A 17,907-nucleotide genomic window follows, 5' to 3' on the forward strand; every position below is an offset into this window, starting at 1 on the left:
CAGCCGTCCCGAAAAAGGACGCATGGTGCTCGACTGTGGTCGCAAGACAATGCACCCTGACTTCCAGCTTCCCCTGGTCAAAGCCTGGCCCGATGCGAAGGTGACAGCCCTTAGTGCAGAACACTGTGCCGTCGACCTGGGACCCGAATCACAGGACCTCAAGATCGGCGACAAAATCGAATTGATCCCCGGCTACGCCGACTTCACCACGATCCTGCACGAAAACTTCTACGGCTTCCGCAACGATCGCCTCGAAGTCGTCTGGCCAATCCAGGGGCGCGGGAAGATTCAGTAAGCCCACTCTGAACGGAAGTCAGATCAAATAGACATCAGAAATCTCGAAAGGTATTTGGACATTCTCTGAAAAACCGTTAATATAAACCGACACTTATATGACATGTTCGTTTGGTTCAAGGAGTATCCCAGATGGTGAGAGGTCACTTGAGCGATGGCTGCGCTGAATTTCGAAGTTCACTCCACCTGAACCGTCGCGGCTTTCTGAAAGCCGGCGGTTTGGGGATAGCTGGCTTGACGCTGGCTAATCTTCTGCAACACGAAGCGCACGCCGGTCCTGCTGCCCAAAAAGAGAATTCGGTTATCATCCTCTGGATGCGGGGCGGCCCGTCTCAGCACGAAACATGGGATCCGAAACCGTTGGCCCCTGCTGAATTTCGCGGGGATTTCGGTGCTATCAAAAGTTCTGTTCCCGGCATTGAAATCGTCGATCTGATGCCCCGTTGCGCGAAGATCATGGATAAGTGGTCGATTATTCGCAGCCTGCATCACACCAATGCGGGACACTCCGCCGGAGACCAGATTCTGTTCACCGGATACCCGCCTGGAACAGACCCCACTCTCAACGTGCATCCCAGTTGCGGTTCGATTGCCTCAGAACAACTGGGACACCTGACTCCTGAACTGCCCCCATACGTCATGATTCCCCGCCAGGTGCCGGGAACCGATTCGGCTTACCTGGGCGTGGCGCACAAGCCGTTTGAAACATTAGCCGACCCGGCCAATGACGCCCCGTTTACCTTACAAAACTTCTCGCTGGTCGAAGGCATCAGCGACAATCGTTTTACGCGTCGTAAAGACCTGCTCAAAGGCTTTGACCAGTTTCGCACTGACTTGGACCGCTCCGGGCAACTCAAAGCCATTAACGAATTCCAGCAACAGGCGTTCGGCATCTTAAGTTCCGACAAAGCCCGGAAAGCGTTCGACCTGGATGCAGAACGCAGCAGTACACGAGAACGCTACGGTTTTATTCCCCGCTATGATCCCATGGACCCGACCCGTTGCAGCGCGAGTGCCTTTTCACAGCGGATGCTCTTAGCTCGCCGTCTGGTCGAAGCAGGCGTGAGACTTGTGACAGTCGATTGCCGCTGGTGGGACACGCACGTTAAAGGATTCGACTCGATGCGAAATGGTTTTCTGCCCCGCTGGGATCAGGCCTACTCGGCTCTGATCGAAGACCTGGACCAACGCGGCCTGCTGGAAACCACGCTAGTCGTCGCCTGGGGAGAATTCGGTCGCACACCACGCGTGAATAAGAATTCTGGCCGCGATCATTACCCGAATGTATTCAGCGCCGCGATCGCCGGAGGGCCCGTCAAAGGGGGCCGTGTCGTCGGTTCGTCCGATGCCAAAGGCGCGTTCCCCAAAGATAATCCGAAAACGCCGCAGGATGTGCTCGCCACGGTCTACCAACACCTGGGAGTCGACACCGAGAAGCATTATCTGGATCATTCGGGCCGCCCGATCATTACGCTCCCCTACGGAGAACCATTACACGAGTTGATGTAGCATTGATGCAACAATACCAGTTCTACTCGTCATCCATCCGTTTTAACAGAGCGTTGTAATCATTCAGACAGCGTGTGATCAATTCGCGGAGTTCCTGGAACTCCGTCTGATTCGCGTGTGTGGATAACAATAATGGCTGCATCCAGCCCTGCATTAGATCAAACTGCGTTTCCAGAACGTTTAGAAGCGAGCGAGGGATTTTATTGACAACCGTGATTTTATCGTCAGGAGTGTGTGCTCGTTCCTCAGTTTGAGGAGCAGGAGTTGATGGTGCCGAACGTGATTGTAGTGACTGCTCAAACAGAGTGGTTACATTTTGGGTGCCCGAGGAAAGTGCTGCCTGAATCGCATTCAGACTCTCAGCCAGATGTTGAAATCGCTCCGAGAAATCTTTGGCATAGAGATCGAGATTGGTTTCTTTCTTTTCCGTCAAACGATTCATACCAGCGTCCATCGTCTCGCGGATGTCCTGAAGCCCCTCGCCGACATTACTGAGCTGCAGCACTGCCTGGGCCAGACGATCTTCGCCTCCCACACCTTTTAGCTGTAGATTTTTGCGGAATGATTTCTTGATGTCATTCCAGCGCTGAAGCTCGGCTTCGGTTAAAATTCCCATCAATTCCTTGAACTTCAACAGGTTGGCTTCCGTATCCGATGTCAGAGTCTGGGCGTCGTTTTCATAATTGGAAACGATCAGCGTTTCGAGTTCTTTCTCGTTCATGACCGCAAACACTTTTTCGGCGATGCGGTTCATATTTCGGTAGGAACCCTGTAACTTGAATGCCGGTTCGGTGCGATATTCATCAGACTGGGCTGCCGAGCGGATGTATTCCCGGTTGACACTCAAGATCACATCACGTACGCGGATCAGTTTCTTCATGGTGGAAACCATCTCGTTGAGTTCTTCCACCGAGTAATTGCCTTCCAGATCGCCGCGTTCTCCGGTTCCATCCTGTGCCATCTGAATGATGGTATAAACATCCTTCTGGCTCCGCGAAGAGAGTGGATTCAGCACTGGATTGGACGTAATACAGTTTTCCAGATAACTCATTTCAAAGGCATCCGCGTGTTCGCCGATCACTTCTCCCAGGTTATAAATGTCGGCCCGGTTGGAGAGCATGTCGGGAATCTGGAATTTCTCGCCGCTTTCCGTATAAGGATTACCCGCCATCACAACGGCGACTTTTCTGCCGCGTAAGTCATAGGTACGGGTCTCGCCTTGATAAACGCCTTCGATTTTGCGCTGGGCATCACAGAGCGAAATGAATTTCTGTAGGAACTCGGGATTACAGTGCTGAATGTCATCCAGATAGATCATAACATTGTCGCCCATCTCCAGAGACAGGTTGAGCTTCTTGACCTCTTCTCGAGCGCCGGCATTGGGGGCAGCCGCCGGATCGAGTGAAGTCACCTGATGCCCGAGAGCCGGTCCGTTGATTTTCATGAAGATGATTCCCAACCGATTGGCAATATATTCCATCAACGTCGTTTTCCCGTAACCGGGGGGCGAGACCAGCATCAGCAATCCCATGCGGTCAGTCCGTTTCTGTTCGCCTGCTTCCCCCATCTGCTTGGCCAGGTTATCACCAATGACTGGTAAATAGACTTCGTCGAGTAGCCTGTTTCGAACAAATGAAGTCAGTACGCGCGGTCGGAATTCATCGAGCCGCATGGAATTACGGGATCGATCTACGATCTCTTTTTTCAATGCCAGATACGATTCATACCGGGGAACGTTGACCGATTCAAATTCGGTTAACCGCTTCATATAGCGATTGAAGTGCAAATGATATTCTCCATTTTGAATGCGTGCATGTGAGCCTGACAGACCGGATATCTGTGCGGTCACGGTCGCATCAATCAGTCGGCTGCGATCGAGTTTGTCCTGAAGCAACAGTAGCGATACTTCATCCAGATAATCATAATCTTCGTCTGAATCCAGATGATCCAGATACGCCTGAACCCAGTCGCGCGCCAGGAGAAACCAGTTCGCCGGATTTTCATTCGTAGCAGCCAGACTTTCCTGCAGTCGTTCCAACGCGTTATTGTGTTTTAAATATTTTTCAAACTCCAGATAGAGATCAGCGGCCCGCTTACTGACCACAAACGCCTCTCCACGTACCAACTCCAGAAACAGGTATTCGGCAGCTTCCGGAATCAATGCCTGATCACAACAGGAAATTCGCTGTACGAATTGCGAAAGCTGCTGTTGTAGTTCGTTGATGTAATACTGTTGTTGGCCGGTCTGAGGAAAGACCTGCATGATCCGACCAAATCCGGCTAACTTGGTGGCAAAGAGATCTTTTGTTTCCGGGTCGCAAAAATACTCCCAATAGAGTGACGCTAAAGCGCGTGCTCCCGACTGATATCGCAAAAGCCCGAGTGCCGGTTTCACTTTCAGCAGTGACCGTAACAGCAACAAGGTATCCTGATCGTGGACCCCTTTGATATAACCTTCACTGTAACGCGGACCCATGAATTTCTGAATGAATGCCAGTAGCTCTTCATCCGATAGTTTGGCAAGCGATTCAACGGAGTGTTCCGGATCCGTCTCCAAAGATTTTAACAGGCAGTACGTTAAATATTCCACCCGATACACATCACGGTTTTCCGAAACGACTTCCTGATCCCAGACTTCTCTGGTTGCTAACAGACGTTCGTCTTCGATCACTTCAAAGAAGTTGGTTCCCGTCAAATGCAACTGCAGGGCATCATCACGATAGACGGTTGTTAAATCGAGCGGCTGACGATTGACCGTGAATTGGCGATTGCCGAGCTTGATGATATTTTCGCCATCAACAAACAATTCCTGCTTGTCTTTTAGCTGCCGGACGGCATCTTCGCGAATACTTTTCAGACGGCTCTGAATGTCATCGACTTTGACCGTATCTTCCAGCTCGCCCAGTTGTCGAACGATGTCCCGGACCTTGTCGATCATCAGGTCAGCAGCAAAATAACCATTGATCTCGTTTATCGTTTCTAACTGCTCTGCACGACTGCGGATCCCAGTCAGAATCCGGTCTGCCGACTTCGCCAGCGAATTTGCCCGCTTATTGCGACTTTCGACAATCGCCAGTTTGCGCGTCTCAAAGGCGGCGTAGATCTCTTCCCGCTTTTCGGTCAACTGCTCAACGAATTCATCAAATTCCGAAAATCGGCCTTCGAGTTCCTCAACCTGAATCATCAGTTTGGTGAGAAAATCATCACACTTTTCAGGTGAATCGGAAACATCCAGATAATTGACCACCCCTTGATTCAGCAGCTTGATCTGGGCATTGAATTCCGCCACTCCTTCCACGGACATCAACTCTTTGATGCGTCGTTTTAGAGCGGCTCGGGATTGATTGATACGGGAAAAGTTCGTCGAAATATTATCAATGATCGCGGTGCGCTGTGTTGTATCTTCAACTTTCAGATTACTGACAATATCGATCAACATTTCGAGTTCGTTCGAGCTGGCTTCGATCTCCTGTTCGACCTTCCGTGCGTCGGCAACCTTCTCCACAGTTTGAATCTGTTCGGTCGCAGCAGTGATTCGATCTGCGTACGGCTTGAGTGCATCCTCTCTCAGCAGGAATGAAACACAGCGGGTTGCCAGTTTTTCGGTTCGCTTGCCGACACTTTGTTCCAGCCGATCGACCAGTCCCTGATCGACATACCGCAGATCGCGTAACGAAATCACATCGCCGCGCAAACCTCGTAAACTTGCCAGACTCTGGACAAAGTCATCAATCTTATCAAACCGTCGATGATCAATGTCAGTGAAAGTGTTCTTTGTCTTTGTCTCAATCTCGGCTGTTGTTTTTTTCGTATTCTGCCTGAGCTGCAGAACTTTTTCATACTCAGAGACGGCCGCTTCCGCAGCCTTTTTGATCTCAAGTACGACCTCGCCTAAGACAAACGTTTCCTGGTGATTGATCCAGAAATAGGAATCGAGCACGACACTGGTCTGTTTCACCAGATCAACATACAGATTTTCGTAAGCATCTTTTCGGTAGATCAACCCGAGAAGCTCATGGCATTCGGCCATGCCGCGTACGATGTCTTTATTACCAATTTTATCGAGATAAGAATCAGTTTTGTGTGGAACCTGAAATGATTCACTGATGTAAGGGGTCTTCCAAAGCTGAATCATGTGATGTTTTTGCGGCTCATCCTGGCCGGAAAAACAGATCAACTCTCCCCCTTCGAAGCGGGTGAAACCGTGGCAGATTAAAGGAGTATCGAGCTTTTGTTCGATCACATTGTACTGGAGTAGAACGTAGGCTCCCTGATCCGGCTGATAGAACACATACAGAAAGTCTTCACCGTTTGGAGACGCAATGCGTTCCTGATAGAGCATGTCCTGCAGTTCGGTGTCGAAGGTTTTTGATTCTCCGTTTTGCAGATAATAGCCGTTTGAAAACACCAGGCCATGATCATCGGGAAGCAAAATGCAGGCATCCTGGATTGAATCCAGCCGCTGAGCTTTCTGCAATTTTTCGTTATAAATGAAATACCGAAATTTCGTTTCTTTATACGGACGAATTTTCAACAATATCAGTGAGCCGATGAGTGCATAGAAAATCTCGGCATCGTCCAGGACCTGATCGGGATCGTCAACGGGTTCGGAGTAGATCCCCTCACCCGTTTCGGTATTGTTTTCAATCTTGATCGTCAGGTCGCCGCCGATGGTTTCGACAAACAGCCGATCATCGATCGAAATATGAGGATGTGCTCCTGTGTAATGCAGATCGCGATGAGTACGCGTCCATTCAAATTCCTGCTGAGACGGATACTGGACCTCGTGGTCACTCCGGTTATCTACATAAACGAGTTCGCTACCCTGAATCGCCCACTTGAACGACTTGAAATCCTTGGGGCCATCCCCGACCTTAAACAACATATACAAAAAAGGACCTTTGACAAAAAACTTGGCAAAGGTGGCATTTTTGTAATAGCGGTAGATGTCCTTGAAGTCTTTTTCGAACTCGACATTCTGAATCAGATCGAGTGGCAACGCATGATACGTGCCCTCTTTGAATTCGTAGACCGAGAACACGTCACTCAGATGTGTTTCTGATTTCAGGCCAAAGTGCACGTTGTAACCAAACAGAAACCGGTTCCCCACCGCCAGCATATCACGGGGGATGCAATTATGCTCGGTTGTGATGCGGTCACTGCCCAGCAGCTGGGTTTCAATGGAACCGAAGACCTCTTTACGCAACTCATTGAGTTTTCCGAGACGCGCCTTCAGCTCTTTTCCATGGCTCTGTAAGCGATTTTGAATAATTTCATATGTACTGCTTTCGAGGGCAATCGCATCTGCATTGCCGCCGGCAGTCTCTTCTGAATTATTTTCCAAATCGGCCATTGATCTTATTTCCCGTGGCACCTGATATCGTTAATTCTTACAAGCCATTGCCCTGAATTCAATCGGCTCTCTCCACTGAAGTTCACACTTCAGATGGAGAGCAAGCCGACAGAACAACTATAAAAAGTCGAAAGTTGAGGTTTACACTTTTCTACTTTTTGACTTTTGCATTGATAAATGAAGAAACTTTTTTGTCTGAAATTCCGAGGTTTTTCACAGTCTCCAACAGACGATTTAAGACGGACTTGTCTTCATCGCTGTCTGCCTGGACGAGCAGTTGAGAAATCAAAGCTGCCACGGAAAGATTCTTCACATCTTCAAAGGACATACCAAACCGGGAAATAAAAGTCTGGAGTTGATCTTCGAAGTAATCAGGGTTTCCATTAAAGAACGTATTTTTAATATCGGTCAGTGTTTCGCTGTTATGCACAAAGCGGTCGATGGATTTACCACTCTTGATCGAATCGACAATCTTGTCGAAGAAGGTGGTTTCGCCGCCGACAATATCGATGCGGGCCGACTTGAGTGCTTCCCCAACAATACCTGCCTGCGCTTCTGCAATTTCCTGTTGAGCAGCGATGGCCGCCAGTTCGATATCCTTATCTTTATTAATCTTAATCTTGAACTCTTCGTGCTCTCGACCAACACCATCGAACAGCTTCATCGCCTTGGCTTTTTCTACAATACCAGTCGCTTCAGAACTGAACTTGAGTTTCATGACAGTCGCCTCCGCGGTTCCGGCCTTCTCGGTTCCGTCGGCTTTGGCAATCATGACGTTGGCCTCGGCTTCGCCAGTTTTCTGTACGCCTTCCGCTTTGGCGATCATGACATTGGCTTCTGCCTGACCAGCCTTTTCGGTCGCGGTGGCCTTGGCAATCATGACCTGGGCATCTGCCAGTCCGATCGCAGCACCGTCTGCTGTCTTGGCTTCCGCCATGACTTTGATCGCGTCCGATTTCTTTTCGGTGGCCGTTTTCTCAGCCTCGGCTTCGATGACCACTTTTTCAGCCAGCAGTTCGGCTGAGGTTTTCTGAGCTTCTGCGGCTTTGACTTCCTTGACCAGATTCTCTTCTGCTTCCATTTCCGCCTTGGTCACGGTGACCTGCTTGAGTCGATCTGCGCCGGCGAACTCTTCGGTATCCTTGATTCGTTCCTGCTCTTCCACAACCGCGCGTTCTACAATCACACGCTCGCGGATTACTTCCTGAATATTGCGTTTTTCAACTTCAATCGCTTTATCTTTCTCGATGTCGGCGACACCCACGACACGTTCGCGTTCCTTGACTTCCAGCAACCGATCTTTTTCAACACGTTCCGTTTCGACTGCGTCAGTCCGCTGTTTACTCTTTTCAGCAACGATCACTTGTCGCAGTTTATTTTCCTCAGCAATCGCCAGTTCTTCATCTGTGCGAATGCGGGCTGATTCTGCCTTCAGGCGTTCTTCATGCTCGACACGGCGGGCTTCCGCCTGCTCACGAGCCGTTAATGCGGCAATTTCCCGCGTTTGTTTCTCAACCGCTTCCACACGCTGGCGTTCCAGTTCCAGAATCGTTTCCTGGGCTTCGACGTCCTGCTTCTTAATGGTCTTTTCTTTTTCACGCGTAATATTATTCGACAAGACATGCTCACGAGCCGTGAGGTCGGTGATCTTTTTGATCCCCTCCGCATCGAGAATATTCGTCGGGCTTAGTTTTTCCAGAGGAGTCTGTTCCAGATAGTCAATCGCACAGTCATCCAAAACATAACCATTCAGGTCTGTTCCGATAATCTTCAGAATCTCTTCCTTGAACTTATCCCGTTCATTATAGAGTTCTACAAAATCGAAGTGCTTCCCGACGGTCTTCAATGCCTCCGAAAACTTGGCATCAAACAATTCCACCAAAGCTTCGCGACTGGAGGCTCTATCACAACCCAACGACTGTGCTACATTGCGAATGTCACCAACGGTATTATTTACTCGTACGAAGAAAGCCACCTCAATATCTGCCCGGATATTATCCCGGCAAATCAGACCAACTTCCCCTTTTCGGGCAATTTCGATTCGCTTAACCGAAAGGTCCATCTGATCAGCTCGATGCAGAACAGGAATTACAATAATTCCTTCACCTGTGGCAACGCGAAGACCACCTGCTCCCGTTAACACCAATGCTTCCTCTGGTCCAACTTTTCGATAAAAGCGAGATATCGCTACAGCTAACCCGAATAGGATAGCCCCACCAATAATCACCATGGTGATAAAGGATGAACCGAACAGCTCCAATCCCAGCAGGTAGGAACTAGAAAAATAAATGGCTGAGATGGACATGGCTTAAGACTCCTGATTAATTTTCACTACGTAAAATACTTGTTTTTCCGAGTTATAGTCTGATAAACGAACCCAATCCCCCTTCTGGATCGAACTGTCTTCAGAACGAATATGTAGTTTCAAGGGGGCTCCTTCTGCTTCCATTTCTGCCTGCCCATATCGTTCGGATACTGAACTACTCGTGACTTGGCAGGACTTCCCCAGTAATGTTTCGATTTCATTTGGGGGAGTAAACTGAAAATACCCTTTAAATGGTTGAGTAATCAGTTTCGTCACCACCAAACTGATTCCCATATTTCGCAATGCTAACGGCAAATAATCCATTACCGTATTAATCTCGATCTTGGAATCAAAGTTGATTGAAAGCATCCACATGCTGAGTGAAAAGATGCTTAGCCATAACATCACCGGCACTTCGCCTAAATTCAGAAACCGTAAACCGATAAAACCAAAATCAAGTATTGATGGACTGTCTGTACCGATTTCGAAATCGAGATCAAAATCCAGCAAATCAAAATCCAAGACCCCCAATATGACGCTCACCCAATACAACAGACATAGCCCGACCAACACCGTTGCCGGCAATGTGGGCCAGTTAATTGCAGCGTGTATCAATTCGCTCACGATTTTCACCGGATAGTAAGGGGATGTGAAAAAATCCTACGAGCTCGTTCTGGATAGAATCCAACGAGTATGGTTACTCCAGTATGAACCCTAAAAACGGGTCTATCGCATTGAGAACGTAATTTTCTTTGATTGGATCACGAAAACCTGCGAAACCGGCAGATTTTTTCTTGATGTCGGAATCGTTAGCAAAAAGCGAGTTGTTCAGAGAACATTCAATGTAAGACAAGCGAATGAGCAAAATGGAAAATTTGTTCCAGTGAGGCAAGATTTGCTCAAGATTTTATTTGAGTCTGTCACGAAGTCAGGGAGGTCAAGGCGTGAAAAAAGCCACCTGTTGTAACGGTTATGTTCAACTGGTGGCTTGAAAGCATTATCAGTATTGCAGGTGCGGCTAAGCTTCAGCCTGCTGTTGCTGTAATTCGATCGGCGGGGCCCCCATAATATGGTAGCCTGAATCGACGTGATGATTTTCGCCGGAGACACCACTCGACAGATCACTTAACAGGTACATGCCAGCCTTGCCTACATCTTCCGGAGTAATATTTTTGCGAAGCGGCGACATGGTCTGATACAACTTCATCATCATATCAAACTCACCCACGGCAGAGGAACTGAGAGTCTTCAAAGGTCCTGCACTCAGACTGTTAATACGAATGCCTTCCGGGCCGAGTTCATTCGCCAGATACATCACGGAATTCTCAAGGGCGGATTTGCAGATTCCCATCACATTGTAACCGGGAATCACTTTTTCGCCGCCCAGGTAACTCAGAGTCAAAATACTTCCGCCTGGTTTCAGAATGTCTTTGGACCGATTGGCAATCGCCAGCAGACTGTAGACACTGATTTCCATCGACAGCTTGAAACCATCGCGACTCACGTTGTAAACAGGCCCCTTCAGGTCGTCCATCGGAGCATAAGCAATGGAGTGCAACACAAAGTCAATTTCGCCGTACTCTTGCTTGACCGTTTCAAAGACGCGATCCAAGTCTTCATCTTTGGTCACATCACAGGGAAGCATAATTTTTGCGCCCTTGGGCTCAACCAGCTTTCTCAAACGACGTTCCATGCGTGGTCGTTCGGGATCTTTATCGGGAAGGTGCGTGAATGCGATCTCGGCCCCTTCGTCATAAAGTTTTTCCGTAATGGCCCAGGCGATTGAATGATCGTTCGCGATGCCAAAAACCAGACCTTTTTTGCCTTCAAAAAGCCCCATGCTGTGCTACTCCGTAAATATTATGAGATCTAAGATGATTGAAGTTCTCGGAACGTTCAATCAGTTGTTGATGTCAGTTTTCGCTGATTGCGTATAAACTATTCGAATTGTGCGAAATAGAAAAGGCAAAGGCGGCTTGTTGTTCGTGAAAACAGCAAACCGCCTTGATTCGAGAATTGATTAAATAGCTTGTTCGAGACTATTCAAGTGCTCCCACCATGGTAGAAGACTCCTGCTCAGACTGAACTTCCTCTTCAGTTCCATTTTCCTCATCTTCCTTATTCGGGAAGATGGCGTCGACGAAGCCTCTGAGGTGAGCACTACGAGTCTGATGCTGTAATTTACGCAGGGCTTTCGACTCAATCTGGCGAATACGCTCGCGCGTCACCTTGAAAATCCGGCCTGTTTCTTCCAGCGTATAGCTGTAGCCATCGCCTAAACCGTAACGTAGACGAATGATTTCCCGCTCACGGTAAGTCAGGCTCTTGAGAACATGCTCGATTTTGTCTTTCAGCATTTCACGCATGGCGGCGTCAGCGGGAGACGACTCGTGGCCATCTTCCAGAAAATCGCCAAAGCTACTGTCTTCACTTTCTCCGACGGGAGTATCCAGGCTGATCGGATGCTTCCAGGTCTTCATAATCCGCTCAGTCTCTTCGACTCCGAGACCAACTGAATCAGCGAGTTCTTCCATCGTTGGTTCGCGACCCGTCTCCTGACGGATCTGCTCACTGCGTGCCTTGAGAGTGGAAATGCTCTGGAACATGTGCACGGGAATTCGAATGGTCCGGGCATGGTCAGCAACAGCGCGGGTGATCGCCTGACGAATCCACCAGGTGGCGTATGTGGAGAACTTATAACCGCGACGATATTCATATTTTTCAACGCCACGCATCAAACCGGCGTTTCCTTCCTGAATCAGATCCAGGAAGCTCAAACCACGATTTCGGTATTTTTTGGCAATTGAGACAACCAGTCGCAGGTTACCGCCGGAAAGTTGCTGTTTGGCTTCTGTCCAGTCATCAAAGCGTCGTTTGATTTCACGAGAACGTGTCTGGAAATCCTCTGAAGACTCGGCAACCATACTGGTCAATTCAGACAGTTCACGTTCCAGCAGACGGGTGTCGGTCGACTTATGTCGCAGTGATTTAAAATCATTAAGCTGTTCTTCGACTTCCCGAATACGTCCGGCGATCTGATGAATTCGCTTCAGCACCGGTTGGAGACGCTGGGTCCGCAGGCAAAGTTCTTCACAGAGTGTGGCCATTTTTTGACGGCGAACTTTGATCCGCTTCTGTACTTCGCGTTGCTGAGGCTTGGTTAGTTCGCCAGAAGAAAGCAGTTGAAAATCATTTGTGCTTTTCTCAAGCAAGGCTTTCAAAGTCGCGATATTAAAAGGCATGCGCCCCATAATCTGATCTTTGGTCGCATCCTCCGTATCCGAAGTTCTCAAAGTTCGTTCGAAGGGAAGTTCGCCTGCATAAACTTTTTCAAGTGTATCAATGGCAATCTTTAGAGCAAAGTCGGACTCCAACACGGTCCGTCGGAATCGTTTGCGTGTGATTTCAATTTTCTTGGCGAGAAAAATTTCACGCGAACGACTTAACAGAGGGATGTTTCCCATCTGGCTCAGATACATGCGAATTGGATCACGAGAAGAAAGAGAGGTTTCCGGCTCAACAATCGATGCCGAAGCTTCATCTGAATCTTCGTCTGATTCCTGGGCCGCACCAGCTTCGGCACCAGCCGCTCCGCCAACGGCTGCTACTTCCTCTTCATCAATATCAGCATTGGGGTCATCAATCAGATCGAGATCGCGTTCTTCCAGCCCCACCACGATATACTCGATCAGGGCAGGATCGCCTCCTTCGTCAGGGAGAAATGTATGAACCTGTTGAAATGTTAAAAAACCTTGTTTTTCCGCTTCCTGAAATAGTGAATTCAGATTTGCATCGAAACGGTGCACGGGTCACTCCCTTAATATGTATTGTCAAAAAAATTACGGCCACACGTCCGTGTGTAACCACGGCGGTTCAGTTTATGAGAATAAAAGGATCGTATTTACAGAAGACATCAAGTTTGCTCCTCTCACTATCCTTTTCCAAATTTTTGTTACTGATTTCACTCGTTATCTATTAAGTGTCACTCTACTCTGCACCTATCAATTCCTATAGCGATAGAGCAGTGAAATAATTGCAAAAACCCCAAAACCTGTCAGTTGATTTCAAACCGACTTCAGATTCCTTCTCCCCTAACCGAAAATGGAAGAAGAGCGATCTAAAATACAACCTGATCGTTAGCGGTAAAATGGGCGTCGCGTAGAGCATCTGAAAAACTAAGTTGCTCAAATACGCTTTCACGCTCTTAGTCGGAGCATCCGGTTCGCCAACATAATTAATCAAGAGGGTTCTCTCCCAAGGCATCCTTACTTCTCCCGAGAACCTGAAAAAGCCAATAAGCCTCCAGCTCATATAGCCCCATCCTACCACAACTTTTCGTAACGTCTACGGAAATCCACAACGACGATTTAAAAAATTCTAAAAAACCTCTGCAACGTTACCAGCTAACAACTTACGAAAGCTGATGGTTTTCCCTTCATTCTTAAAAGCAGTATTGATTGCGAACCCAATTAATCTGGTTAAACCACAAGGCGACAGTAGCTTAAGAAGCAAATCTGCCCCCACTTAAAACCAGCATACTTCTGCCTCATACCTCTATTTTCACACCCTCAGGCAAATAGTCAATCCCCTGATTCTAAACCTCGTGAAGCATATATGAACATTTATCAAACAGGCCGTTTATCCAGTCTCTCTGGATTATAGCAGAAACCCGCCATGCTCTCTTGAGGAAACAATTTCGCTAGATTGAACTTATGACAGGGCTTGATATACTGGGAGACTGCGAATTTTCAATAGTTTGTTTAATAAAAGTCGGTCGAGGATTACTGTCTAAACCAGAGCCCTGGTTCGTGATCGCAAACCTTACTGTAAATTTATTGGCTGTAGTTGAGAAAGTGGAATCAGTTCAAATGAGCGCAGACGACGTAGAGAAAACATCAAGCGAAGCTGTCAAAGGGCTTAAAGGAATCATTGCGGCTGACAGTTCCATCTGTCTAGTCAACGGAACCGAGGGGAAACTGCTGTATCGTGGTTACAACATCGACGATCTGGCAGAACATGCAACATTTGAAGAAGTCTCTTATCTGTTATTGAACGGAGAGCTTCCCAATGCAGGGCAACTGGCAGAGTATCAGGAAAGCCTGAAGCAATATCGCAGCATCCCAAGTGAACTGATCGACGCCCTCAAAACGCTTCCCACATCAGCACCACCAATGGCATTGTTGCGAACTCTCACATCAATGGCAGGGGTTTACGATCCTGATGCAGAATCGGAATCGAGTGACAAACGACTGCAGATCTCTATCAAGTTAATTTCACAAATCCCCACAATTGTAGCCGCCATCCATCGAGTGCGAAAAGGATTGGATCCAGTCGATCCAGACCCGAGCCTGTGCCATGCCGGGAACTTCATGTACATGCTCAATGGAGAAAAACCGAGTGAAGACGCCACACGTGCGATGGACCTGATCCTGACACTGCATGCAGAGCACGGACTCAATGCAAGCACATTCACCAGTCGCGTGATCATTGCAACGCTACCTGATATTTATTCCGCAATCACGGGCGCCATCGGTGCTCTCAAAGGGAAGCTGCATGGCGGAGCAAATACCGAAGTCCTCAAGACACTATTTGAAATCGGTTCCGTGGACAACATCGCACCGTATGTGAAAAAAGTGCGAGAAGCCAAAGGGAAATTCATGGGCTTTGGTCATGCGGTCTATCAGGTAGAAGATCCTCGTGCCAAGCACTTAAAAGAACTCTCACGACGCCTGGGGGAAGAAACCGGCGAACCGAAATGGTACGAAATGTCGATCGAGATGGAAAAGCTCGTTTACGCAGAAATCAAACGCAACTGCAATGTCGACTTCTATTCTGCTAGCCTGCAGCACTACATGGGAATCCCAGGCGATTTGTTTACATGTATCTTTGCTGCCAGCCGCATCGCAGGTTGGTGTGCCCATATCCTGGAACAACTCGACGGAAACAAAATTATCCGTCCCAAGGCCAATTACATCGGCTATGAAGAACGACCTTACGTTTCCGTTAGTGAGCGTTAAGCGAAAGATCGTCATTGAAAACTCGAACCCCGGCTCAATACCGGGGTTTTTTCTACGATTGAATTCACAGGATCAAACACTGATTGATTCACGACGCATGTATTTAAATGAGACAGGGAGCCAACAATGCGAAACGCGGTCCGTTTTGTGAAATTCAAGTCCGGGTTACTCTGCCTGATGCTCCTGCTCTGTGGCTTCAAGTCTGTTGATGCCCGTGTTATCTACGTGGACAACCGCGCTGGGAACAACGCCTTAAACGGATTCTCACCCAAAATTGTCGACGGCAAAAACGGCCCTGTCAAAACGATTCAACGAGCACTGGACTATGCTCGAAGAGGCGACAAAATCATTCTCATCAACAACAAGATACCGTATTACGAATCGATCAGCCTCTCCGGAAAACGGTTCAGTGGTATCGGAAAGGAAAATTTCACGATCCTCGGAAACGGTGCGACTCTCAATGGAAGCATTAAGATCCCCATGAACGGCTGGAAACAACTGGCCAACGACCTTTGGAAGGTGACTCCCTATCGAAAAGGTTATTTCAATCTATATCTGGATGGAAAAATTCTTCCCGAATACAAACCAGAGAAAAAGCAACCTGTCAAACTGGATGACATCCCCACTGGTAAATGGGCCGTCTACCAGGGAGCCATCTATTATCGTGGCTCAAAAAATCAACTACCACCCACCGAAGCCTTTTCTCTCGCAGGAAAGTCAGTCGGCGTCTCACTGATTGATGTAGAGGGAGTCTCTATTTCAGACTTAAACATCGAAAATTTCCGAATCGATGGCATCAACATCCACGACCGCTGTAAAAATATTGTGTTGGAAAATGTAACCTGCTCAGGGAACGGACGCAGCGGACTTTCGGTCAATGGGACTTCGCAAGTGGAAGTGATTGACTCCAAACTCGTCAACAATCGCTTAGAAGACCTGCTGGTGACAGAACAGGGAGTCGCCGATCTCAAGCAGACAGAGCTCAGCAAAAAAGGCACAGTTACTCCCTGATGTTTCAGCCATTGGTTTCTGGTAGTGTTGCTTCTGTGCCATCGATTCCTTCCAGTTCCTCAAGCTCATTCTCCGCTTCCCGTTCTGCCTGACTGAGTTTCAGGCCTTCACGATTGGAAAAATATAATCCAATCAGAGTCACTGGAATATACTGAGAAAGCTGATAGTAAATGGAAGCCGCGAAAACATCCGACTTGGAAACACCAAACCCTTGTAGGCTGACCCAGAAGCAAAGCTGAATGATACCAAAGAATCCCGGCGTGGAAGGTACCGTCACTCCAATCGCGGTCACTCCCAGCACCACAAGCGCTGCTAATGGCGTGACTTGAATATCAAAACTCCAGAGCGCAACGAAAATACTCAGCCCATTGATGGCCCATTGTGCAAAGGAGGTCCAGATGATCCCAAAACTGAGCCGTTTGCTTTTCATCGATGCCATTCCGACAGCCCCCGATTGCATCATTTCCAAAACAAGATGCGTCAATTTTTCAGGCAAAAATCGCAGGTAACTGAAGATTTTACGGAACAGGCCGATCACAGCTTCGGTCCAGATTAGATAGGCAGCTACTACCAGGATAGCCACACAAATGACAACTGCCGTAACCAGGCTATAAGAGCGATAGTCTTCAGGAATATTCGGGGTAAAGTAAATGCCGACACCCAGGAAACACAGTATCGCTACAATATCAAACAACCGCTCCAGAACAACGGTCGAAAGGACGGTTGTCTTGGGAATCTGAAACTGGCGGCTCAGTACATAGACACGCAAAAACTCACCCAGATGCGCAGGCAGAATATTGTTTCCCATAAATCCAATCATCATCGCCGGGGTAACTTGCGATACTGAAAGGTTTTTGACCGGTTCCAGCAGCATCCTCCACCGCAATGCTTTGAGCCAGAAGAAAACATAGAGCAATGCGAACATTCCTGGTAAAGTCCAGTAATTCGCACGTTGAAAACTTTCCTTGATCTGCTCAAGATCAATTCCCCAGACAGCTGCCAGCAGGCAGGCGACTGTGATGATGATTCCAATCACCAGCTTGATCATTTTCGATTTATTGATTTGAATCTCTCCTGAAATAATGCAGCAAGATTAATGAAATCTCAGAGCGGTATCGTATGTTTTTTGTTGCTTCCACTGCGGCTATCATACAGCAACTCAGTGAGTCCAGCTACAGAAACTAAAACCGCCAGACCTCTGAAACCTCCCATTTTCTCAAATTCAATGCACTTCTAACATGAATTTTTTACAATGTTTACAGCTTTGCAGTAAAACCTCTTGCCAACTTAATACGAGAATTTTATCCTTCTTCCCTCTTCGTATGTTTTGTCGAACTTTTTTTCTTCGATGAGCATCAGGGACTCTACCCCACTAAAGATTCCCGTTTGGATTTACAGGAATATTTTATCAAGGGATT

At 47.9% G+C, this 17,907-nt stretch carries 10 protein-coding genes (1 of these 10 cut by a window edge); 4 read left to right on the plus strand and 6 right to left on the minus strand.

Annotated features, from left to right (window positions below; all coding sequences use genetic code 11):
- On the plus strand, positions 1-295 hold the end of the coding sequence (locus Pan241w_RS22460; protein ID WP_145220160.1) for a DSD1 family PLP-dependent enzyme. 806 nt of this gene lie to the left of the window's left edge; only the last 295 of its 1,101 coding nucleotides appear in the window; its start codon lies beyond the left edge, outside the window; its stop codon occupies positions 293-295.
- A 131-nt stretch (positions 296-426) separates the two neighbouring features.
- Entirely contained in the window at positions 427-1,803 is a 1,377-nt protein-coding gene (locus Pan241w_RS22465; protein ID WP_145220163.1) for a DUF1501 domain-containing protein, read from the plus strand.
- Between the two features lie 22 nt (positions 1,804-1,825).
- Here Pan241w_RS22465 and Pan241w_RS22470 read toward each other — a convergent pair whose 3' ends face one another.
- From Pan241w_RS22470 to Pan241w_RS22490, 5 genes are all read right to left on the minus strand, one after another.
- Complete coding sequence (locus tag Pan241w_RS22470) at positions 1,826-7,156, minus strand: DNA repair ATPase (protein ID WP_145220165.1); 5,331 nt, start codon at positions 7,154-7,156, stop codon at positions 1,826-1,828.
- A gap of 151 nt (positions 7,157-7,307) precedes the next feature.
- Complete coding sequence (locus Pan241w_RS22475; RefSeq protein WP_390621025.1) at positions 7,308-9,386, minus strand: flotillin family protein; 2,079 nt, start codon at positions 9,384-9,386, stop codon at positions 7,308-7,310.
- Between the two features lie 78 nt (positions 9,387-9,464).
- On the minus strand, positions 9,465-9,983 hold the full coding sequence (locus Pan241w_RS22480; protein WP_145220169.1) for a hypothetical protein: 519 nt from the start codon (positions 9,981-9,983) through the stop codon (positions 9,465-9,467).
- A gap of 496 nt (positions 9,984-10,479) precedes the next feature.
- Positions 10,480-11,301, minus strand: a complete 822-nt coding sequence (locus Pan241w_RS22485; protein WP_145220171.1) for an enoyl-ACP reductase FabI — start codon at positions 11,299-11,301, stop codon at positions 10,480-10,482.
- 199 nt (positions 11,302-11,500) lie between these two features.
- A complete protein-coding gene (locus Pan241w_RS22490; protein WP_145220173.1) occupies positions 11,501-13,267 on the minus strand; it encodes a sigma-70 family RNA polymerase sigma factor in 1,767 nt (588 codons plus the stop codon).
- 1,062 nt (positions 13,268-14,329) lie between these two features.
- On the opposite strand from Pan241w_RS22490, the gene Pan241w_RS22495 reads away from it, so the two are divergent.
- Together Pan241w_RS22495 and Pan241w_RS22500 are read left to right on the plus strand one after the other, a co-directional pair.
- Entirely contained in the window at positions 14,330-15,478 is a 1,149-nt protein-coding gene (locus Pan241w_RS22495) for a citrate synthase (protein ID WP_145220175.1), read from the plus strand.
- Between the two features lie 126 nt (positions 15,479-15,604).
- Positions 15,605-16,489, plus strand: coding sequence for a right-handed parallel beta-helix repeat-containing protein (locus Pan241w_RS22500; RefSeq protein WP_145220177.1), 885 nt, complete (start codon positions 15,605-15,607; stop codon positions 16,487-16,489).
- Between the two features lie 4 nt (positions 16,490-16,493).
- Here the strand turns inward: Pan241w_RS22500 and Pan241w_RS22505 are convergent, their stop codons facing one another.
- Positions 16,494-17,537 carry a lysylphosphatidylglycerol synthase transmembrane domain-containing protein gene (locus Pan241w_RS22505; protein ID WP_145220179.1) on the minus strand — a complete coding sequence of 348 codons (1,044 nt, stop codon included), beginning with the start codon at positions 17,535-17,537 and terminating at the stop codon, positions 16,494-16,496.
- Positions 17,538-17,907: the final 370 nt, after the last annotated feature.

Origin of the sequence: Gimesia alba, assembly GCF_007744675.1 — a bacterium.
GTDB lineage: Bacteria > Planctomycetota > Planctomycetia > Planctomycetales > Planctomycetaceae > Gimesia > Gimesia alba.

Coding starts and splice junctions, on each gene's coding strand:
- Pan241w_RS22500 (WP_145220177.1), top strand. CDS start 15,605: ATGCGAAACGCGGTCCGTTTTGTGAAATTCAAGTCCGGGTTACTCTGC.
- Pan241w_RS22495 (WP_145220175.1), top strand. CDS start 14,330: ATGAGCGCAGACGACGTAGAGAAAACATCAAGCGAAGCTGTCAAAGGG.
- Pan241w_RS22475 (WP_390621025.1), bottom strand. CDS start 9,386: ATGGTGATTATTGGTGGGGCTATCCTATTCGGGTTAGCTGTAGCGATA.
- Pan241w_RS22470 (WP_145220165.1), bottom strand. CDS start 7,156: ATGGCCGATTTGGAAAATAATTCAGAAGAGACTGCCGGCGGCAATGCA.
- Pan241w_RS22485 (WP_145220171.1), bottom strand. CDS start 11,301: ATGGGGCTTTTTGAAGGCAAAAAAGGTCTGGTTTTTGGCATCGCGAAC.
- Pan241w_RS22465 (WP_145220163.1), top strand. CDS start 427: ATGGTGAGAGGTCACTTGAGCGATGGCTGCGCTGAATTTCGAAGTTCA.
- Pan241w_RS22505 (WP_145220179.1), bottom strand. CDS start 17,537: ATGATCAAGCTGGTGATTGGAATCATCATCACAGTCGCCTGCCTGCTG.